17 protein-coding genes are annotated in these 20215 nt (G+C 60.5%); 5 read left to right on the top strand and 12 right to left on the bottom strand.

Going from position 1 to position 20215, the window contains the following annotated elements; translation table 11 throughout:
• Positions 1-3 precede the first annotated feature (3 nt).
• From FHT73_RS09645 to FHT73_RS09630, 4 genes are read right to left on the bottom strand one after another with little or no spacing between them, the layout of a single operon-like run.
• Entirely contained in the window at positions 4-1371 is a 1368-nt protein-coding gene (locus tag FHT73_RS09645; RefSeq protein ID WP_183711227.1) for an FAD/NAD(P)-binding oxidoreductase, read from the bottom strand.
• The gene (locus FHT73_RS09640) at positions 1368-1691 is read right to left on the bottom strand and encodes a (2Fe-2S)-binding protein (protein WP_183711225.1); all 324 of its coding nucleotides are present in this window, start codon (positions 1689-1691) and stop codon (positions 1368-1370) included. Before FHT73_RS09640 ends, FHT73_RS09645 begins: the two co-directional genes overlap by 4 nt.
• Complete coding sequence (locus FHT73_RS09635) at positions 1688-3682, bottom strand: hydantoinase B/oxoprolinase family protein (protein ID WP_183711223.1); 1995 nt, start codon at positions 3680-3682, stop codon at positions 1688-1690. Before FHT73_RS09635 ends, FHT73_RS09640 begins: the two co-directional genes overlap by 4 nt.
• A 6-nt stretch (positions 3683-3688) precedes the next feature.
• Positions 3689-5770 carry a hydantoinase/oxoprolinase family protein gene (locus FHT73_RS09630; protein ID WP_183711221.1) on the bottom strand — a complete coding sequence of 694 codons (2082 nt, stop codon included), beginning with the start codon at positions 5768-5770 and terminating at the stop codon, positions 3689-3691.
• 211 nt (positions 5771-5981) lie between these two features.
• Between FHT73_RS09630 and FHT73_RS09625 the strand changes: the two genes are divergently transcribed.
• Positions 5982-7097 carry an FAD-binding oxidoreductase gene (locus FHT73_RS09625; RefSeq protein ID WP_183711219.1) on the top strand — a complete coding sequence of 372 codons (1116 nt, stop codon included), beginning with the start codon at positions 5982-5984 and terminating at the stop codon, positions 7095-7097.
• Between the two features lie 253 nt (positions 7098-7350).
• Positions 7351-8799 carry an aromatic amino acid lyase gene (locus FHT73_RS09620; RefSeq protein ID WP_183711217.1) on the top strand — a complete coding sequence of 483 codons (1449 nt, stop codon included), beginning with the start codon at positions 7351-7353 and terminating at the stop codon, positions 8797-8799.
• A gap of 81 nt (positions 8800-8880) precedes the next feature.
• On the opposite strand, the gene FHT73_RS09615 is transcribed toward FHT73_RS09620, so the two are convergent.
• From FHT73_RS09615 to FHT73_RS09580, 8 genes are all read right to left on the bottom strand, one after another.
• A complete protein-coding gene (locus tag FHT73_RS09615; RefSeq protein WP_348648133.1) occupies positions 8881-9078 on the bottom strand; it encodes an SDR family NAD(P)-dependent oxidoreductase in 198 nt (65 codons plus the stop codon).
• A 65-nt stretch (positions 9079-9143) separates the two neighbouring features.
• Positions 9144-10505 (bottom strand): LLM class flavin-dependent oxidoreductase, encoded by a 1362-nt coding sequence (locus FHT73_RS09610; protein ID WP_183711215.1) that lies wholly within the window; start codon positions 10503-10505, stop codon positions 9144-9146.
• Between the two features lie 17 nt (positions 10506-10522).
• The gene (locus tag FHT73_RS09605; RefSeq protein WP_183711213.1) at positions 10523-11761 is read right to left on the bottom strand and encodes an SfnB family sulfur acquisition oxidoreductase; all 1239 of its coding nucleotides are present in this window, start codon (positions 11759-11761) and stop codon (positions 10523-10525) included.
• Positions 11762-11772: 11 nt separating this feature from the next.
• The gene (locus FHT73_RS09600; RefSeq protein WP_183711211.1) at positions 11773-13032 is read right to left on the bottom strand and encodes an SfnB family sulfur acquisition oxidoreductase; all 1260 of its coding nucleotides are present in this window, start codon (positions 13030-13032) and stop codon (positions 11773-11775) included.
• Between the two features lie 28 nt (positions 13033-13060).
• Positions 13061-13714 carry a methionine ABC transporter permease gene (locus FHT73_RS09595; RefSeq protein ID WP_183711209.1) on the bottom strand — a complete coding sequence of 218 codons (654 nt, stop codon included), beginning with the start codon at positions 13712-13714 and terminating at the stop codon, positions 13061-13063.
• Positions 13695-14852, bottom strand: a complete 1158-nt coding sequence (locus FHT73_RS09590; protein ID WP_112415677.1) for an ATP-binding cassette domain-containing protein — start codon at positions 14850-14852, stop codon at positions 13695-13697. The genes FHT73_RS09595 and FHT73_RS09590 overlap by 20 nt, the downstream gene beginning before the upstream one ends.
• Positions 14840-15643, bottom strand: coding sequence for a MetQ/NlpA family ABC transporter substrate-binding protein (locus tag FHT73_RS09585; protein WP_183711207.1), 804 nt, complete (start codon positions 15641-15643; stop codon positions 14840-14842). Before FHT73_RS09585 ends, FHT73_RS09590 begins: the two co-directional genes overlap by 13 nt.
• A 357-nt stretch (positions 15644-16000) precedes the next feature.
• Positions 16001-16672, bottom strand: coding sequence for a GntR family transcriptional regulator (locus tag FHT73_RS09580; protein ID WP_015343694.1), 672 nt, complete (start codon positions 16670-16672; stop codon positions 16001-16003).
• Between the two features lie 338 nt (positions 16673-17010).
• On the opposite strand from FHT73_RS09580, the gene FHT73_RS09575 reads away from it, so the two are divergent.
• The 3 genes from FHT73_RS09575 to FHT73_RS09565 are packed head-to-tail and all read left to right on the top strand — an operon-like array spanning position 17011 to position 20214.
• Positions 17011-18138 carry a BMP family ABC transporter substrate-binding protein gene (locus FHT73_RS09575; RefSeq protein WP_183711202.1) on the top strand — a complete coding sequence of 376 codons (1128 nt, stop codon included), beginning with the start codon at positions 17011-17013 and terminating at the stop codon, positions 18136-18138.
• A 19-nt stretch (positions 18139-18157) separates the two neighbouring features.
• Positions 18158-19288: an ABC transporter permease gene (locus FHT73_RS09570; RefSeq protein WP_183711201.1), complete on the top strand. Its 1131-nt coding sequence runs from the start codon at positions 18158-18160 to the stop codon at positions 19286-19288.
• A complete protein-coding gene (locus tag FHT73_RS09565) occupies positions 19288-20214 on the top strand; it encodes an ABC transporter permease (protein WP_112398939.1) in 927 nt (308 codons plus the stop codon). Before FHT73_RS09570 ends, FHT73_RS09565 begins: the two co-directional genes overlap by 1 nt.
• Position 20215 lies beyond the last annotated feature (1 nt).

The following is a 20215-nucleotide window of genomic DNA, read 5'->3' as shown; positions in this document are numbered from 1 at the left end:
TGGTCAGGTCTCGTTTATCCAGGATCCGATCGGCAGCGGACGAACAGGCGCCTGCTCACGCAGGCGACCGACCTCGCAAACCGGGATTCCCGCACGTCCCGCAATCAGTTCGGCGCCGGCGAGCTGACAAAACCGTCCTTGGCATCGTCCCATACCCACCCGCACCATTGACTTCACCCGGTTTGCCTCACCCCCGGCATGGTCGACGCTTTCACGCAGATCGCCGGCGCTGATACCCTCGCAACGGCAAACCATCGTTTCATCGGGAACGGATCGGACCATGCCGGTAGGCCAGGGGAAAGCGCGGGCAAGGGCGCGAGCAAAGCGTTCATAGCGGGCGAGCCGCCGGAGATCCCGTGCCGGATTGGGATAAGGCAATCCCATATCGGCAAGGCAGGCGCTCGCGGCCAGCCGTCCCGCTACCTCCGCGCCATCGGCGCCAAGGATCCGCAAGCCGTCGCCGGCAAGATAGACACCATCGGCAGCTCGGCCCATTCGATCCGCCCGCGGCAGCCACTGCGCCCAGCCCGGATCGTAGTCGAACCTGCATTGAGCGAGGCCGGCAAGCTGCGTTTCGGCTCTCAGATGCCAGCCAATGCCGACCATATCGCATTCGGTGCGATGCTCGCCCCCGCCGGCATCCCGCCAGCGAACGGCCGTCGGTCCGGTCTCGTCGCTGACGATATCCGTCAGCGTCACGCCCGCGCGATATATCAGGCCGAGTTTCATCCGCATCGCCAGGCCCCGCAGGACCAGATCCGGCCTTGCCATCATGTCCGGAAGCGCAAGGATCTGGTTTCGAAGCGAGGCCGTATCGAGAACGGCCGCAACATTCGCTCCGGCCTTCAGAAGCTGGGCCGCAACGAGGGTCAGCAGGGGGCCGGAACCCGCGAGAACGATCCTTCGCCCCAAGGCGACACCCTGCGCCTTCAGGGCGATCTGCGCAGCTCCGAGGCTATAGACGCCGGGCGCCTGCCAGCCAGGTATCGGCACCAGCCGATCGGTCGCACCGGTTGCCAGTATCAGCCTGTTATAGGCGAACTCCCGTCGACCGGCTGATGTCAGCACCTGCAGCATATTGTCCGCGAGCGCCATCGCTGAACTTTGAGGATGGTATTCGACCTCGCCGCGAGCGACCATACGATCGAAGAGGGAATGAAGGGCAAGGGCTTTGCCGGCCTCCGAACCATAGAGCTGCTGGGCTGACCGCATGAACCCCGCCGGTGGCCGGCGATATATCTGGCCGCCCGCCCTCATCCCCTCGTCAATCACGACGGGCCGGATACCGGCGGCCACCAGAAGCTCGGCTGCGCGGATGCCCGCCGGACCAGCGCCGACAATCACCGTTGCCTTCCGATCATTCGTCGTCATAGCCAATCTCCCGGCGCCCGGTTTAACAGGGACATGCCGTTGCCGACGAGGGTCGAACAGGCGCGCAGGCGGATTCCATTCTGCTGCCAGACCCAGCAATCCTGGCAGGCGCCCATCAGGCAGAAGCCGGCCCTCGCCTCCGGCCCGAATTCGGATTGCCGAAGAACCGACGAGAATGTCAGCATGGCCGTCAGCACCGTGTCACCGGCCAAGGCTTCCCGTTCTATGCCGTCAAGCAGGAAGCGGACGGATGGCCGGTCCTGTTCGGCGAGACGGACGATGCGCCCTGTTTCTCCAGTCGGACGCGGCCCCTTGCTCATTCGGCCGCCTCCACCTCTTTGATTTGAAGACGAACCTCCGGCATTTCCGGGAACCGGGCGCGGACATCGGCAAAAGCCGCGGCAACGCCCTCAGGTCCCGCACGTCCCTTCATTCGGCGGAAAATCTCCGTCTTGGTGAAGAAGCGCCAATGGATCGGAAGACAGGCGAGAATATCCGTGAGCAGGTTATAGGCCGCGGGCGTCCATTGTGCCTCGTAGCCTTCACGCTCCGCGCCGTAATGGAAGTGGGCCGACGGAACCGCGGGCGACGCTCTGAGACGAGAGGTTTCGGCTTCGTCCACCTTGCCGTTACGAATGACTACGCCATAATCGCGCTCGGCCACTTCCAAGGAAACATAGCCGCGCTCCACATCCTGCAGCACGCGCCAGACCTCGCGCTCAAGCGGATTTCCGCGACCGCCGCCTCCAGCCGAGCGGATCTCGAGCACATCTCCCGGCTGCAAGACGGCGGTATCGATATTGCCGAGCCGGCGATAATCCTCACGCCCGGGGTTCAATGCCATGTCGGAAAGCCCTGCCGCCTTGCCGCCGAGCACACCCCAGGGGCGGAAGAAGCTGCGGTCGCGGTTGCGGGCCGTGATACGGCTTCCGGGCGAGAACACGCGGAACGCCATCTCGGTCGCAAGACCCCCACGCCAACGGCCGGCCCCACCGCTGTCTTTGGCAAGCCCGTATTTGACGAACTCGATCGGCACTTCGGTCTCGGTGATTTCGATCGGCGTATTCTTCAGATAACCTGCATCGGCACCCGAACCGTTGGTCCCGTCGCGATGCGGCATCCCCCCGCCGCCACCGACCACCGGGTTGACGGCAGCAATGACGCTGCGGCCCGTGCGTTCGTCCGTGGTCATGACGTTGATGATGCAATTATTGCCGGCCGGCGCGGCAGGCAGCAATCCGGGAACCGCCTGGCTGAAGGCGCCAAAGATCACGGACCGCAAGCGCGCGCAGGTAAGCGAACGCATGCCGACGGCGGCCGGCGATACCGGATTGAGAACACTTCCCTGCGGCGCAATGCAGGTGAAAGGACGGGTCAGCCCGGTGTTGAGCAGGATCTTGGGGTTCAGCGTATAGAGAATGTAATAGACGCCGACCAGCAGCATGGTGTGGCGCGGATCGCCGCCCGAGGGAACGTTGAGCGACGAGCCAAGCTGCGGATCGGATCCGGTAAAATCGAGGATCGCCGCATCGCCGCTGATCGTCAGCGTCAGCTTCAGGCGGCATGGATTGGCCTCGACGGAATCCTCATCCGCATAATCGACGAATTCCCACGTGCCATCCGGCATTGTCCGCAGGAGATCGCGCGCCTGCGCTTCAGCGTGATCCAGAAGCACGTCGGCGCCTTCGAGAAATGCCTGCTTGCCGAATTTTTCGACCATCGCCAGGATCTTGCGCTCGCCGGTGTTGAGCGCTCCGACCAGCGCCTTGATGTCGCCGATGTTGAGGTCGGGTTTGCGCACATTCGTGGTCATGATTTTCAGGATATTTTCATCGAAGATGCCTTCGTTGACCAGCTTCATCGGCGGAAAGCGAATGCCTTCCTGATGAATTTCCGTCAGCGCGCGCGACAGGGAAGCCGGCACGGCGCCGCCCATGTCGGTGTTATGGATATGCCCGCCGGTCCAGGCGATGATCTCGCCGCCATAAAAAACCGGCTTCCAGAGATGCGTGTCCGGTGCGTGCGTCGCCACGAAACAGGAATAGGGATCATTGGTAAAGGCAACGTCGCCCGGCTTGTAATCCCCGACCATTTCGATGGCCCGGGTATAGGTAAGCCCCGGATACCATGTCGCGCCAAGGCTCATCGGGACGCCGAAGGTTTCCCCTTTGCGATTGATCAGCATGACGGTGAAATCCTCCGTCTCCTTGACGAAGGCCGAATGTGCCGTCCGCTGCAGCGTATAGGCCATGTTTTCGGCGGCGGCCCGGGTATGGTTGGCAAACACTTGAAGGTTCGAACGGTCGAACATGGGCCGTTACTCCGAGAAGGTGAGATGAAGGTTCAGGTGGCGGTCGATCGTCACCTGCGTGCCGGCAGGAATGGCAAAAGTCGTATCGTCCTGGGCTACGACGGCGGGGCCGCTGAAGCGGCCGCCCGGATGCAATTGGTCCCGCCGGTATAGCCCGATCCATTCGAATGCCTTGCCGGTATAAACCGGTATTTCGCGTTCCGGCTCGGCCATGCCGGCAATCTCGTCGAGGCCGACGGTCGTTTGCAGCATCGGTCCGGCGCCGATCGCGGACAGACGGAGATTGACGATCTCGATCCGGCCGTCCGGGTCGGCAAAATCATAGAGGCGGGCGTGCATGGCATGGAACGCCTCTTCCATCGCGGCGAGATTGCCTTCCGCTACCCAAGCCGCCTGCAGCGGAACCTCGATTTCAAAGCTTTGACCGACATAGCGCATGTCGGCGGAAATCCGCAATTCGGCAGGTCCTGCATGGCCCTGCTTGATGAGCCAGCTCCGTCCTTCGTCCGACAGCGCCTCCAAGGAACCGCGCAGCAATGGCACGGCTGCCGGCGATAGATGCGTGAAGACCGTCTTGATGAAGTCGCCGCGCAGATCCGCAACCAGCCCGCCGAGAGCCGACACCACCCCCGGACGTGGCGGTCCGATGACCTTGGCCATGCGGAATTCGCGAGCAAGGAACGCGCCCAGCATCGGGCCGCCACCGCCGAACGGCATGAGGGTAAACTCCCGCAGGTCGACCCCGGCCCGCGATGCCAGCTTCTCCACCTCGACGAACATCTCCGAGATAGCGATATCGAGAATAGCCTGAGACACCTCTTCAACCGAGCGACCGATACGCTCGGCAAGCGTCGAGACGGCTGCGCGCGCGAGCCCGACATCGACCTGCAACTGACCGTAGGCCATTTCGCTGTGCCCCAGCCAGCCGCAGACGGCCATGGCATCGGTCACGGTCGCTTGCGTGCCGCCGCGGCCATAACAGGCGGGACCGGGTGTAGAGCCGGCCGATTCAGGCCCCACCCGCAAGACGCCATGGGCGTCGATGCTGGCAATGGAACCGCCGCCGACGCCTATGGAGCTGACGGAGACCGAGGGAATGTGAAGCGGAAACTCGCCGATCAATTCGCCTGTCCCGAATTGCGGCTCGCCGTCGATGATCAACGCGAAGTCTGCCGAGGTGCCGCCGATGTCAAGGGTGAGGACATGTTTCTCACCGGCGAGACGCGCCAGCCAGGCGGCGCCGATCACGCCCGAGGCCGTACCGGACAGCAGCATCTGGACGCAGGAACGCTTTCCTTCCGCCGCGTTCATGACGCCGCCGTTCGATTTCGTCAGCAGGGCCGGCGCCTTCACTCCGCGCGATGCGAGCTTGTCTTCGAGAGCCGTCAGGTAACCCGAAACCCTCGGATGGACGTAGCCGTTGAGGATCGCGGTCGTCGTGCGCTCGTATTCGCGAATGACCGGCCACACTTCCGAGGAGGTGAAAACGAAGAGATCGGGTGCGAGTTTTTCGATTTCGTTCTTGATGGCGGTTTCCTGGGCATCGTCGCGCCAGGAATGCAGAAAGGATATGATAATGCCCGCCGCGCCCTTGGCTCTTGCGGCAGCCACCGCCACGGCAACCGCTTTCATGTCCGGCGCACGCGCTTCGCTGCCATCGGCCCGCAAGCGCGCGGGGATGCCGAAGATCATGTCGCGTGCGATCAGCTGTTCCGGCCGCGAGCAGAAAAGAGAATAGACGTCAGGCATTTTCAGCCGTGCGAGCTCGATGACATCTTCGAACCCGGCATTCGTCAGGAGCGCGAGCGACACGCCGCGTCTCTGAATGACGGTGTTGATACCGACCGTGGTGCCGTGAACGAAGCGACTGATTGCCTCCGGCAGCAACCCCTCGCGCTCGGCAAGCAGGGAAAGCCCGGTCATCAACTCCGCACCCGGATCATCGGGCGTTGTCAGCACCTTCAATGAAGCAATGCGACCGGAGCGGCTTTCCAGCGCGCAGAAATCGATGAAGGTGCCGCCAATATCGACGCCGATCTTCCAATCCTGCTGCGAAGCCTCTACTGCTTGTCTTGCCGCATCCGCCATATCCGTTCCTTCCTTTGCCTGTCCCGAATCTGGCATGGACGGGTCGGCAAGGTCCAAGAGCGAAAACGCCAAATGTCATAAGCCGGACTTATGCTCTGACGACCGGCAAACCCCATAGGCCGGACTTATGGGCATTGCGTAATCCCGACTTTGACAGCGCCGAGCCGGGTCGGACAGGATGGGGACTGTTTTCAGCCCCTGGAGATCCTCAATGGATGCTATCGTGCTGGGCGGCGGGCTCATGGGAGCTGCCTCCGCCTTTTTTCTCGCCCGGCGCGGCATCCGCGTGACACTTATCGAACGCAATCGGGTCGGGAGCGGCGCTACGATAGCGTCATTCGGCAACGTCAGACGAAGCGGCCGGTATATTCCGCAATTGCCGCTTGCTCACCGCTCGCTTGCCCTGTGGCGAGACGCCGAGGCCATGTTAGGACGAGACGTGGAATTCCGCGCAACCGGCCATCTACGGCTGGTGTTCAGCCAGGAAGGGCTTGCCGCGATGCGGTCCTTCGTCAAGGAGGCCCGGCCGTGGGGACTGGAGCTGGAGGAGTTGACCGCGGGGGAGGTGCGGTCTCGCTTTCCAGGTCTTGGCCCCGATGCGATCGCGGCATCCTTTTCCCCGAAGGATGGAAGCGGCAATCCGCGTCTTATCGCACCGGCTTTCGCTCATGCCGCCCGAAAATTGGGCGCCGACATCGTCGAAAATGTCGGCATCGGCACCATCAGAAAAAGTGCCTATGGATTTCAGGTCGAAACGTCGAAGGGTTCGCATGAAGCCTCGATGTTGCTGAACACCACGGGTGCCTGGGGTGCGCGCATCGCAAGCCTGTTCGGGGAGGCGGTTCCGATCGTTGCCAAAGGTCCGCAAATGGGCGTGACGGAACCTCTCCCCTATCGCATTCTCCCGGTCGTCGGCGTCTGGGCACATGATCACGGAGGCGGTTATCTGCGGCAGGTGGAACGGGGCAACATCGTCTTCGGTGGCGGCGCCGAGCGCACCGACGTTTCACTCGATACCGGATACGCCAAGGCAGACCCGGCTCGCTTGCCGGGTCAGCTTCGTTCGCTGCTGCCGATTTTGCCGGCGCTGAAAAACGTTGCGGTCATACGCACTTGGTCGGGTTGCGAGGGTTATGTCGAGGATGGCCTTCCGGTGATAGGACGCTCATCGACGACACCGGGGCTCTTCCACGCATTCGGCTTTTCCGGCCATGGTTTCCAACTCGGACCCGGCGTTGGCGACGTCATGGCGGAAATCATGGCGACTGGGAAAACGGATATTCCGCTGCAGGATTTCCGCATCGAGCGCTTCGCAAAGCCGAATTGACTTTCAGGCCGATTTGCCTCGCCGGCTTCTGCTAAACTGGTTTCGTCAACAATCGACGACGGAGCCGCATAAGCACTTGGGATCGCTCTCCGAGATCCGCTTTCATCTGGATGCCAGGGCGAGAGGGATCGTGCGCAGCGAATAGCGCCGTAACAAGCGCCGAAGGTGCCTGTCGCCGCTTGACGCCCCCGGTGAGCGATGAACAATTCGCGCTCAAGCACCATGCAATTCCCGCCTACCTCAAGGAACGAACATGACAGTCACTTTGACGAAAAGGGCAGATATCAATCTCCAGTCCGTTCTTCGCGTCGCCTGGCAGGGGGAGAATGTGAAGATCTCCGACGCGGCCATCGCCGAGATTGCCCGTTGCCGTGAAGCATTCCTGCTGCTGATCGACAATGATCCGACGATCATGATCTACGGTGTCACGACGGCGATGGGAGAGCTGGCAAGCACGCGTCTTTCCCGGGACGAGCGCGACCGCCACGCCCGGATCAAGGCCTTTGCCGCCGCGACATCCTTCGGCGATCCCTATCCCGAACGTGTCGTCAGGGCGATGGTGTTTGCCCGTCTTGCTAATTTCATCGAGGGCAACGCTGCGACCACCCCACGTATCGCGCTGGCGGTCGCCGACATGCTCGATGGCTCTCCGTTGCCGACGGTCGCATCGTCAGGCCAAGGCGGCGCCGGGGAAATTCTTGCGCTCTATCCACTGTTTGCCGAGCTGACGGCTCGCTTCGACCTCGAAGTCAAGGAAAGAGGATCCCTCATCAACGGCTCGCCCTGCGCGGCGGCCCTTCTGGCGGATGCCGCACTGGCAGCGCGGCGGCGTCTTCATCTTGTGGAACAGGTCTTCGCCCTGTCGATCGAGGCGTTCCGCGCGCCTATGGAGCATTATGACGCAGCGCTAGAGCAGCTCTGGGGCGACGAACATGAAGCAGCCGCCCTCCGCGCATTGCGCACGCTTCTCGCGGGCGCCGGCAGCGATCGCCGCAACTATCAGGCTCCGGTGAGCTATCGCATCGTGCCTCGCGTGCTGGGCCATGCCCATCGCGCCGTCTCCGCCGCCGAGCGCGCGGCAAATCTGTCGCTTGCCTCGGCCTCGGACAACCCAGTCTACATTCCGCCCGACGAGGAGCATCCGCTCGGCCGGTGCATCAGCACGGGTGGCTATCATAACGCGATGGCCGCGCCGGCGCTGGATGATCTTGCCGCCATCTGGGCCGACATCTGCCTCCTGTGTGACCGCCATGGCTCCAAGCTCCTGAACGGCGCGGTGTCGCATCTGCCCGACATGCTAATGGTCGGCCGTCATCCGAGCGACAGCGATGGCCACGGCAGCCTCGGCTACGTGCCGATGGCGACAACCGGATATCTCGAACAGGCGAAACTCGCCGCACAGCGGACCTTCATACCCGGCACGGAATCGGCAGGATCAGGTCAGGACGATGTCGCCGCTACCGCCTTCCTGGCCTGGGCCAAGGAAGAACGAGCGGGCCGCTGCCTGGACGCCTGCCTGGCGAGCCTTGCCGTGATCGCTTCGCAGGCACTTCACGTTACCGGCCGTCAGGCGCCGGCTGCATTGCATGATTTCGTTTCGGAGGTGCGCGGCGTCGTGCCTCCGGTCGATGACGATCGCGTTCTCGGGCCGGAGTTGTCGCGCCTGGCAACACTGTTCACCTCGAAGGCATTCACACCCTGACGCCCCCTGCGTCTTCGCACAGTCATCACCAGGATCTTGTTCTCATGACCGGTCGCCTGGCTGATCACGAGAGCTTCGATGTCATCGCCAGGGGAAGGCCAGTCCGCAGCCGCCTGCGTGACCCAGGAGTAGACAAAGCACGCTAATGTCGAACATCTTGTGGAACTGCGCTTCGGTGACCGTTTCCCGCGGACCGAACTCGTAGACACCCGAGTTGTTCACCAGAATATCGATCCGGCCATACCGGCGACGTAAGCTGCTGATTAAAGGAGCAATCACGCCCTTTCGTTGACGGTACCGACCTCAACATGCGTTCAGCGTTTGCTCGTGCCCGATCTGGCTGATCATGGACGGCGAAAGGATGCCCCTATATGGCGATCCGGCAATCTGTCACCTTCACCAAAAAGCTTTCTGCGAAGCGAGCCCTGTTCATAAGCGGTTTTGTAGAGGTCGCGCTCCTGAAGCGCCGGCACCACAATGTCGATAAAGTCCTCAAAGCTCTCCGGCACGACGGTGCGGGTAAGATTGAACCCATCGATTTCGCCTTCATCCATCCATGACGAAAGCTCATCGGCAACCTCCGTGGCATCGCCGACGACGACCGGGTAACGCCCACCCATGGCGAGCTCCTGCAGCAACTGTCGCTTTGTCCAGCCGCGTTGTTGAGCAATCTGCGTTGCCGATTGGCTCGCATTGGATTTGCCGTAGATGATGGTCTCATCGAGATCGTACCTGGAAAAATCGATGCCCGTGCTGGCCGAAAAATGCGCAAGCCCCGCCTCCGGATTGGCGTAGCGCAGATACTCTGCGTGCTTGTCTCGTGCCGCCGAGACGGAGCGATCGGTTATGACGGTGATACCGAGGAAGATCTTTATGTCCTCTGGCTTTCTGCCCGCCGCCACCACTGCCTCGCGCAACGAACGGGAGGCCGCGCGAGCGGAGTTCTTGTCAGGGGCTGCGATGAAGACGCATTCAGCATGTCGCGCTGCAAACTGCTTCCCACGGCCGGACGTTCCGGCCTGATAAAGAACCGGCGTGCGCTGGGGCGACGGTTCGGCCAGGTGATAGGCCTGCGAGCGGTAAAACGGCCCTTGATGGTCGATCACGTGTACCTTTGATGGATCGGCATAGATACGCCTTTCCTTGTCGGTCAGGACCGCATCATCCTCCCAGCTTCCCTCCCACAGCTTGTAGAGCAGGTCGAGATAGTCATCGGCGCGATCATAGCGGGTGTCATGCTCGATCTGGTTGTCAAGACCCAGGCCGCGCGCCGCGCTGTCGAGATAGCCCGTCACGATGTTCCAGCCGACGCGGCCATCGGTCAGATGATCCAGGGTCGAGATCCGTCTGGCGAAAATATACGGCGCGTCAGCACTGGCATTGACGGTGATACCAAATCCAAGGTTCCGGGTCACGGCCGCCATCGCGGAGACGAGCAGGAGAGGATCGTTGACCGGCAACTGAATGGATTCACGAAGCGTCAAATCGGCGGAGCGCTGGTAGACGTCGTAGACGCCCAAGATGTCGGCAAGAAAGATACCGTCGAACAGCCCGCGTTCCAGCGTGGCGGCAAGCGAGGTCCAGTAGTCGAGTGTCTTGTAGCGATGCGACTGATCCCTCGGATGCGCCCATAGCCCATGATTGATGTGCCCGACGCTGTTCATGTTGAACGCATTGAGCAATATCTGTTTTTTCCTGGTCGCCATCTTCAGCTATTCCGATTTCAGATCGCGCCGTGGCGCGGTGGCCGTTTGCCATTGAGATAATAGTTGCCGATGGCCTGATATTTCCAGCGCACCGGGTCATGCAGCGTATGGGTGCGGGCATTACGCCAATAGCGATCGAAGTTGTCATCCGAAAGCGTCGATGAGGTGCCAGACAGCTCGAACAGCTTGTTGGCGGCAAGCAGGCTTGCCTTGGTCGTCAATATCTTCGCTTCCGCAACGGCGATCGAGGCGTGGGCAACGCTGTCCTCCGTCATATCAGCACGAGCCGCATCCGTTGCGTCTGCGGCTTGCTTCAGCAAGCCTTCCGCAGCCCGCAGCCGCAGCCAGACATTCCCGACGTTTTGCAGCGTCAAGGGATCTTCCGAGGCACGTTCGACCTTTGAATCCAGCCAGGGCCGGGCCCGTTCGCGGATGAACTGCAACATTTCCCGATAGGCACCCTGCCCTATGCCAAGATCGATGGCCGCATGCATGATTTGAGCGACCGGACCGATCGTCGTCGGGCGTTCGAAGGAAGACTGAAAGGGGACGATCCATTCCGGATCGATCTCCACCTGATCGAATCCGACCGAGCCACTTCCGGTAACCCGCTGCCCGAAGCCGTCCCAATCGTCGACGATCGTCACACCGGGTGCATTTCGTGGGATGAAGGCGAGATAAGCGACGTCCCTTGCGTCCTCCTCAGCAACGACAAGGGTCGGAATCCAGTGCGCGTAAATGGCGCCTGTGCAGTAAAATTTTTGCCCGTGAACTATCCACTTTCCCTGCTCGCGAAAAAGCCGGGTACGTCGCTTGAAATCGCGCTGGCCGATTTCCGCCAGCGCATTGCCAAAACGTTCGCCCGCCAGTGCGCGCTCGAAAAAGAAGCGTTGTTGCTTGACCGAGGCTCCGACACGCAAGACTTCAAGCGCGTAAAAGTGGTTTTGAGGAATCTGCGACAGCGATCCATCCGCGGCACCGATGATGGCGATCACCTGAGCCAGCGTGTGCGTCGACACGCCTGCACCGCCGAATTCGCGCGGCACGGTAATGCCCCACAAACCAGTTTCGCTGAAACGCTCCAGTTCACGCCATGGCAGGATGCGACCCCTGTCCCGTTCCGCGCTACCGACGGCAAATTCTGCCGCCAGGACGGTTGCCACCGCGATCGCCTGCTCGTCGTCGGAGATGAGATCGGGTCGCCGCAGCGGCGGCGGTGCGGGTTCGACGGGGATGCGAAAGTCGGTATCAGTCACGGTTTTCCTCGCTAGTTCCATTGATGGCGGGCCGGGAATATGCCGTTGAGCTGATAATTACCGAGCAAATGATATTTCCAGCGTACGGGGTCGTGAAGCGTATGCACGCGCGCATTTCGCCAATGCCGATCCAGATTGTGGGCGGCCCGCGTCGCCGCGGATCCCGCGACATCGAAGAGCTTTTCAGCCGCCTTCAGCGCGACTTCCGTCGTCAATATCTTGGCTTCGGCAACGGCGGCAGAGGCTCTGGCGCTCTCCGCTTCGCCGACAGGCGCCTTTGCCACCTCGTCGATAACGGCACCCGCTTCATAAAGAAGTGCTTGCGCTGCGTGCAAATCCACATGGAGGTCACCGATTTCATGCAGGATCGTCGGATCCTCGCTGGCCGACTGCAGGCCGGAATCCATCCAAGGTCTTGCGTGATCGCGGACAAAGGTCACGGCATCGGCAATCGCGGCCGCCGCTATGCCGGAATCGATCGCCGCCTGAATGAGCTGCGAGACGGGACCGGAGATACCGGGTCTGTCCGCATAGGACCAGACTGGGAAAACCAAAGCTTCATCTATCGGTACGTCTGTAAATTCCACCGAGCCGCTGGCCGTCGTACGCTGGCCGAAAGAAGACCAGTCGTCGATGACGCGCACGCCCGGCGCGTCATAGGCAGCCCAGACCTGGATCGCACGCCCGTCATCGTCGACGGCGCGCGTCGGAATCCAATGAGCGAAAATGGAGCCAGTGGAATAAAAGCGCCGCCCGGTCAATCTTAATCCATCTGCCCCGCGCGCCAGGCGAGTTGAGCTGTGGTTGATCGCCTTCTGGCCACGCTCAGGCCCTGCATTGCCGATGCGATAACCGGCAAGGATATCGCCGTAGATACGGGCTTTCTGCTGTGGCGACCCCACATCGCGCAGCAGCGCCAGCACGCCGAACTGGTTCTGCGGAATCTGACCGAGTGCAGGGTCGGCTGCGCAAAGGATTTCGAAGACCTTGGCAAGCGTTACGCAGGAGACGTCGGCGCCGCCGAATTCCTTCGGCACTGTGATGCCACCGAGGCCGCTTGCGGTATATTCCTCCACCTCATCCCAAGGAAGGCGACGAACGCGGTCCCGTTCTGCCGCACCCGCCGCGAAACGAACCGCGAAGCCGTGGGCAATCTCCAGCGCCTCGGCATCCGAGCAGATCAGATGTGGAGTACGCGGTGGCAAGGGGCGCCTTATGGTGCTTTCTTCTTTCGAGCCGGACGCAGCCGGCACGGCATCAGGTTCAGTCATGGAGCTACTCCTGATATTGTCGCTGATATTAGCGCGCTCGCAGGCGCCGCACGGCATGGTCGCCCGCAAACTGCACCAAACAGACCATGGCAATGAGCACGACGATGACAACTGCCATGACGGTGGTATCGAAGCGCTGATAGCCATAGCGGATCGCCATATCTCCGAGACCGCCGGCGCCCACCGCGCCTGCCATGGCCGAGGCGCCGATCATGCTGACGATGGTGATGGTAAAGCCGCCGACGATGCCCGGAAGCGCTTCTGGCAGGAGCACATGGCGCACGATGTGCCAGCGTCGGCAGCCGATCGCCTGGGCAGCTTCGATCAACCCGCCGTCGACCTCGCGGAGGCTGACTTCGGCAATGCGCGCAAAAAACGGCGTAGCGCTGATGGAAAGCGGCACGACGGCGGCCCACACACCAATCGTCGTTCCGGTGAGCCATCGCGTCAATGGCAACAACGCCACCAGGAGAACGATGAACGGCGTGGCCCGAAAGCCGTTGATGATTGCGGCGAGAATGCCATGCAACCGCGGCGCATGGATGAGGCCGCCAGACGCCGAAAGCATCAGGAAGACGGCAAGAGGAATGCCGGCGATAAATGCGATGAGAGCAGAAGCACCGACCATCGCAATCGTATCGAGAAACGCCTGCCACAGGCGTTCATACATCATGGTCGACATAACCCAATACCCTGACTTGATGAGCAAGATCGGCAAATTGCAAGGGGACCGTCGGATTGCTCCCCGTCCGGCGTACTGCAATCAACAGCCGGCCGTGAACGCGACCCTCAATGCGGTCGAGCGAGCTCTGCAGCAACCGCACGGAAGCGCCGGTCGCGCTGGCTATTCTAGAAAGGTCGGGTTCCAAGCCACCCTCACCAGTATAGACCAGTTCCCAGATAGCCTGCGAATGCTCGTTGCGCGGCGAAGATCGCAGATGCTTGGCTATATCCTCCGGGATTTCGCGGTTGAGGGGTCGCAAGAGCGCCTGCGTGGCAGAATGCTGCGGATTGCCGAAAATGCGCCAGACCGGCCCGGCTTCGGCAATCTCACCCTGATCGAGAACAAGCACGTGGTCGCAGATCTCGCGGATGACGCTCATTTCATGAGTGATGAGAATGATGGTCAGCTTGAGACGGCGATTGATGTCCTTGAGCAGCCCCAGGATGGAAAGCGTCGTCTCCGGATCGAGCGCCGATGTCGCCTCATCGCAAAGGAGGATTTCCGGCCTATGAACAAGTGCGCGCGCAATGCCCACGCGCTGCTTCTGACCACCAGAGAGACGCGAGGGATAGGTGCTCTCCTTGCCCTCCAATCCCACCAGCGACAGGACTTCGGCCACTCTTTCTTCGATCTGCCGGCGCGGCACGCCTGCAACGATCAATGGCAAAGCGACATTGCCCCAGACAGTCTTGGCTGAGAGAAGATTGAAGTGCTGGAAAATCATGCCGATGCGTCGTCGCAACGCGACCAGCGCATCCTCATCGAGCACCGAAATGTCTTGTCCGTCTACCAAGACCTTTCCGCCGGTCGGCTTCTCCAGGCGATTTATAGTCCGCAGCAAGCTGGATTTTCCGGCCCCGCTTCGCCCGATGATACCGTAGATCGCACCCGCCGGCACATCGAGGCTGATGTTCTTGAGGGCATGGACCGGACCAGCCGCCGACGAATAAATCTTCTCGACACCGTCAAAAGCTACCGACCCTATCGGAGAGCCTGACAGCGGCTGACCGACAGCGGCGACGTGCTGCAAGGTGCCGCCGCTCGCCGCCGTCTTGTGTTCCGGATCCTGCCTTGTCCGCTCGATCAATTCAGCCATGGGAGCGTATAAAGCTTCTGATCATTGGCGAATGCTTTGCTGATTGCTGCCCGTACGGCCGGCGAATTCTGATAAAGCGCCACGAGCTCCTTAATCCCGGCATCATTTACCTTTTGTTTTTGTACTGCAAAAATGATCGCAAATTGCTTGTCGTCCACACCGGAATAGATAAGGCCCGAACTCGGATCGAAGGCCTTGGATGCAACGATGAAGTGCGGATAGCCCTGAGCCAAGTCGACATCACCGGTCACGCGCGCAAGCTGCGGACCCTCGACCTCGTTGAAGGTCAGCTCCTTAGGGTTGTCGACGATATCGTCGAGCGTGCCCTTGAAGCCCACGCCATCCTTGAGCTTGATAAGCCCAGCCTTTTGCAGCAGGAGCAGCCCACGACCTTGATTGACGGGATCATTGGCGATCGCAACCTTTCCGTTTTGCGGCACATCGGCAAAATTCTTGTACTTCAAAGAATAGATACCGATATTGGCGAGAACGCCGATGCCTGCGCTGACAAACTCATAGCCCCGTTCTTTGATCGCATTGTTCAGGAACGGCTGATGCTGGAAATAGTTGACATCGATATCGCCGGATTGAAGCGCGATGTTTGGCGTCGTCCAATCACTGAATTCGACAACCTGGATATCCAAGCCCTTGGCCTTAGCCTCAGGGATCACTGCCTCGATGGAGTCGGCATAAACGCCCGGCACAACGCCCACCTTGATTGTCTCGGCCTGTGCAACCCCCGTCGCTGCAAGTAGAATTGCTGAAAAAAGACCTGCAATATGAATTCTCATGGCATCCTCTCGGGTTCAATGACACGAAAGATAAAGACCACAAATTTTATAGGCAAAGACGGAAATACCCACCAACGAGCCTATATGGAATATTTTTTCTCCAGTCCGTCCGATTTGCCATGATGTCTCTCAAAACTGCATAGGTAAAAGCCGCAATCCTTCTTCTGCGCCCTATTGCATCGGGAGCGGGAAAAAGGTGGGCTAGCCTGTCGGCTTCGGCAAGCCGGACGATATCACGTCCCGGCTTCGCGATCGCTTCTGACCATGATGGATGAGGCGTTCCCGCATCGATAATGACGCACTCGCCGTTATGTCCTGTGACCCCTATGGGCTGGCGGTCACCTAGACTTCAAATCGCTAACGATGTTCGACAAAAGCAACGCTGGCATCGCTGACAATGGCGACATGCGAATAGGCCGCCTGTCTGGCAGCCTGGGCGTCTGCGCGCATGATTGCGGTGACGATGATATCGTGCTCATCGAAGGACTTGGCAAGGCGTCCGGGAAGGCGGAATTGTGCGCGACGGAAGGGGGCAAGCCGGGCGCGCGTTTGCGTCACAAGCTCGAGGATATGGTCGTTATGCGCGCCACGATAGAGCTGATTGTGAAACTCGACATTGTATGTGGCATAATCTTCCTCGGCGCCGGCACGCACCAGCCGCGCGGAAGCGTGATGTTGGCGCTCGAGGGTGCGACGTTCATCGACGGTCATTCGTTCCGCCGATAAGCGCGCGCAAATGGCTTCAAGCTCCGCCATTGCCTCAAACATCGAATGCAGATAGGCACCACTAACATTCGTCACAACAGCACTGCGGTTCGGTTCACGGCCGACAAGCCCCATCGCGCCAAGTTCGCGTAAGGCTTCGCGAACCGGGGTCCGTGATACCTCGAAGCGGGCCGCCAGCGTTATTTCGTCAAGCTTCTCGCCCGGCAGGAGCGCTCCCGTCACAATCATATCGGCCACAGCCCGCACCATCTGTTCGACGGTCGTTCCCGGCCTCACAACTTCCCTACGCTTGATCTGCTTCACAGAAATAGGCGAATCCTCAACATCTTGCATACAGATGTATGCACGAACGAACCAAAGTCAATTGTCAATTTAATTAGTTGTTTTTCAATGATATTTTTTAACAGAAAATCTCTGTCGAATTGGTCGTTGCGGCGCTCCTCGCAAAATGAAGATTAAAAAAAGTGCATTGCTTATTTCAGGGCATTATTTCAATAGAATCTGCATACACTTTTTGCGATCAAGATTTCTATTAGAATTTAATACAATGATATCATCTACTTAATATCTGGCATGATGATTGCATACACTTTCATGTGATCCTTTTTACGAACCGGGCGCCAGCCCCAAGGAGCATTCCCATGACCAGACTCCTTCACATGACTCGCCGCAACTTTCTCCAGGCTTCGGCTGCAGGTGCAGTCACCAGTGTGGCGCCGGGCCTTCTGTCATCTCGCGCCTACGCCCAAACCGCCCTCACCGTCGGCTTCATCTATGTCGGCCCAAAAGATGATTATGGCTACAACCAAGCCCATGCCGAAGGCGCTGCCGTCGTCAAGGCGCTTCCTGGCGTCACCGTAGTCGAAGAGGAAAACGTCCCTGAAACCGTCGACGTTCAAAAGACGATGGAATCGATGATCAATCTTGACGGCGCCACGCTGATCTTCCCGACGTCATTCGGTTATTTCGACCCGCATATGCTGGCCATGGCCGCCAAATATCCCAACATCCAGTTCCGCCACTGCGGCGGTCTCTGGCAGGCCGACAAGAACCCGGTCAATACCGGCTCCTATTTCGGTTACATTTTTCAGGGTCAATATCTGAACGGCGTGACCGCCGGTTATGCCACGAAGAGCAAGAAGATCGGCTTTGTTGCAGCCAAGCCGATCCCGCAGGTTTTGCAAAACATCAACGCCTTTCTGCTCGGCGCGCGCTCCGTCGATCCGGCCATCACCTGCCAGGTGATCTTCACGGGCGAATGGTCACTGGCTGTCAAGGAGGCCGAAGCGACCAACGCGCTGATCGACCAGGGGGCGGATGTCATCACCTGCCATGTCGACAGCCCGAAGGTTGTCGTCGAAACCGCCGCCGGCCGCGGTGCCTTTGTCTGTGGCTATCACGCCAACCAGAGCCCCCTTGCACCGGCGAAGTATCTGACTGGCGCGGAGTGGGCCTGGGGGAATGTGTACTCCGATTTCGTCAAGAAGGCGCAGGCCGGCGGAAAGCTCGGCAATTTCGTTCGCGGCGGCCTGAAAGATGGCTTCGTCAAGATGAGCCCGCTCGGCCCCGGCGTTTCGGATGAATCCCGCAAGAAATTCGAGGCGACGCTCGCCGAGATGATGGCGGGAAAATTCTCGGTCTTCAAAGGCCCGATCAAGGACAACAAGGGCAATGTCGTCATCACCGCGGACAAGAGCTTCGCCGAGGACGCAATCGAACTCGAAAGCATGAACTATCTCGTCGAAGGCGTTGTCGGCTCCACGGCCTGATTATCGAGGGAGAACCGTCATGACGGTTGAAGTCAACGAGCCCGTATTGTCGATCGTTCAGCAAAGGCGGGCGCAGCTGCGCCCGGCCCTCGAATGGCTCGCGCGACGGGCCGAGCCTGTGGTGATCACGCTTGGCGCAATCCTGGTCGGCCTCGCACTGTTCTCCCTCTTCATCCTGGCGGTCGGCAAATCGCCGGCCGACCTCTTTCGCTTCATGTATGCCGGCGGCTTCGGCAGCTGGTTTTCCATCCAGAACAGCTTGAGCCGCGCCTCCCCCCTGCTACTCACTGCGCTTTGCGTTGCGCTGCCGGCAAGACTCGGTCTCGTCATCATCGGTGGCGAAGGCGCCGTCGTCCTCGGCGGTGTGGCGGCCGCAGCGATCACATTGCCGATCATCGGCCTGTTGTCGCCGATCATCGTTCTTGTCCTCATGGCGCTTGCCGCCATGACGATCGGCGGCATTTGGATCGGTCTTGCCGGCTTCCTTCGCCATTATCGCGGCGTCAACGAAACCATCTCCTCACTGCTGCTCGCCTATATAGCCATCGCCTTGATGAACCAATTCGTCGAAGGACCGCTGCGCGATCCGGCAAGCCTCAACAAGCCCTCCACCAAGCCACTACCACACGACTATATGCTCGGCAATATTCCAGGCATGGACGTGCATTGGGGCCTCGTCATCGGCATTATCGCCTGTGTTTTCTCGTGGATATTGCTCGAGATGACCAGTTACGGCTTCGCCGCTCGCATCGCGGGCGGCAATGTTCGAGCCGCGCAGATTCAGGGCTTGCCCGTGGGGCGGCTAATTGCCGGTTTCACGGCAATTGCCGGCAGCTTCGCCGGCCTTGCCGGCATGATCGAGGTCGCCGCGGTCCAGGGCAGTGCCAATGCTTCGCTTGCCGCCGGCTATGGTTATACCGGCATCCTTGTCGCTTTCCTGGCGCGTCACAATCCGCTTGCGATCATCCCGGTCGCCATCCTTCTCGGCGGCATCGACGCATCCGGCGGCCTGATCCAGCGCCGCATGGGCCTGCCCGACGCGACCGTGCTCGTGCTGCAGGGCACGCTCTTCATCGTCATCCTTTTTGGCGAAACCTTCTACGGCCGCTTCAAGATCTTCAATCCCGACCTTTGGAAAAGGAGCGCATGATGGACGATACCGCAATCGGTCTCTGGGGCGTGCCCCTTGCCATTCTGGCCGGCGCGATCCGCGTCTCGACGCCCTTCATCTTCGTCAGCCTCGGCGAGACGATCACCGAGCGTTCCGGCCGCATCAATCTCGGCCTTGAAGGCACGCTCGTATTCGGCGCCATGACGGCCTATGCGGTCGCCGTGATGAGCGGTTCGGCCTGGCTCGGCGTGCTCGGCGCGATGGCAACCGGGGCGATCTTCGGCGCTGTACACGGCTGGATCTGCAAATGGCCGAAGGTCAACGACATCGCCATCGGCATCGCCATGATGCAATTCGGCCTCGGCCTCGCTTTCTTTCTCGGCAAGTCCTTCATCCAGCCTGTCGCGCCGCACCTGCCGGCGATCCCCTTCGGTTTCTGGTCAAACCTGCAGCCGGTACAGGCAGCGTTGAACATCAACATCCTTTTTATTCTCGGTGCAGCTCTCGCCCTCGTCCTCTGGTGGGCATTCAGGAACACCAGGATCGGCCTCATGCTGCGCGTCGTGGGCGACAGTACGGACGCGGCGCGCGCCATGGGCATCGACCCCGATCGTGTCCGGCTTCTTGCAACCGCTGTCGGCGGTTCGCTGGCTGCAATCGGCGGCGCCTATCTATCGCTCTACTATCCAGGCTCCTGGAATGAGCGCATCTCCTCTGGACAGGGCCTGATGGCCGTGGCGCTGGTGATCTTTGCGCGCTGGAACCCGATCGGCTGCTTCGTTGCCGCACTTCTCTTCGGCGGTGCCGGTGCGCTCGGCCCAGCTTTGCAATCCGTCGGCGTGACGCAGGGATATTATCTCTTTTACGCCGCTCCGTACGTGCTGACGCTCGTCATCATGATCATCACCTCCTCGCCCACCCGTGCGCTTAGCGGCGCTCCCGGCGCGCTTTCGCTCACCAAATAGG

Source organism: Rhizobium sp. BK098 (genome assembly GCF_014193155.1).
Taxonomy (GTDB): domain Bacteria; phylum Pseudomonadota; class Alphaproteobacteria; order Rhizobiales; family Rhizobiaceae; genus Rhizobium.
This window is presented reverse-complemented; position numbering and strand designations above follow the sequence as displayed.

Excerpts from the sequence above, each read along its gene's own strand:
- FHT73_RS09600 (WP_183711211.1), bottom strand. The coding sequence starts at position 13,032 with ATGACTGAACCTGATGCCGTGCCGGCTGCGTCCGGCTCGAAAGAAGAA.
- FHT73_RS09635 (WP_183711223.1), bottom strand. The coding sequence starts at position 3,682 with ATGTTCGACCGTTCGAACCTTCAAGTGTTTGCCAACCATACCCGGGCC.
- FHT73_RS09575 (WP_183711202.1), top strand. The coding sequence starts at position 17,011 with ATGACCAGACTCCTTCACATGACTCGCCGCAACTTTCTCCAGGCTTCG.
- FHT73_RS09630 (WP_183711221.1), bottom strand. The coding sequence starts at position 5,770 with ATGGCGGATGCGGCAAGACAAGCAGTAGAGGCTTCGCAGCAGGATTGG.
- FHT73_RS09620 (WP_183711217.1), top strand. The coding sequence starts at position 7,351 with ATGACAGTCACTTTGACGAAAAGGGCAGATATCAATCTCCAGTCCGTT.
- FHT73_RS09645 (WP_183711227.1), bottom strand. The coding sequence starts at position 1,371 with ATGACGACGAATGATCGGAAGGCAACGGTGATTGTCGGCGCTGGTCCG.
- FHT73_RS09590 (WP_112415677.1), bottom strand. The coding sequence starts at position 14,852 with ATGGCTGAATTGATCGAGCGGACAAGGCAGGATCCGGAACACAAGACG.
- FHT73_RS09640 (WP_183711225.1), bottom strand. The coding sequence starts at position 1,691 with ATGAGCAAGGGGCCGCGTCCGACTGGAGAAACAGGGCGCATCGTCCGT.
- FHT73_RS09625 (WP_183711219.1), top strand. The coding sequence starts at position 5,982 with ATGGATGCTATCGTGCTGGGCGGCGGGCTCATGGGAGCTGCCTCCGCC.
- FHT73_RS09570 (WP_183711201.1), top strand. The coding sequence starts at position 18,158 with ATGACGGTTGAAGTCAACGAGCCCGTATTGTCGATCGTTCAGCAAAGG.
- FHT73_RS09585 (WP_183711207.1), bottom strand. The coding sequence starts at position 15,643 with ATGAGAATTCATATTGCAGGTCTTTTTTCAGCAATTCTACTTGCAGCG.
- FHT73_RS09595 (WP_183711209.1), bottom strand. The coding sequence starts at position 13,714 with ATGTCGACCATGATGTATGAACGCCTGTGGCAGGCGTTTCTCGATACG.
- FHT73_RS09565 (WP_112398939.1), top strand. The coding sequence starts at position 19,288 with ATGGACGATACCGCAATCGGTCTCTGGGGCGTGCCCCTTGCCATTCTG.
- FHT73_RS09610 (WP_183711215.1), bottom strand. The coding sequence starts at position 10,505 with ATGGCGACCAGGAAAAAACAGATATTGCTCAATGCGTTCAACATGAAC.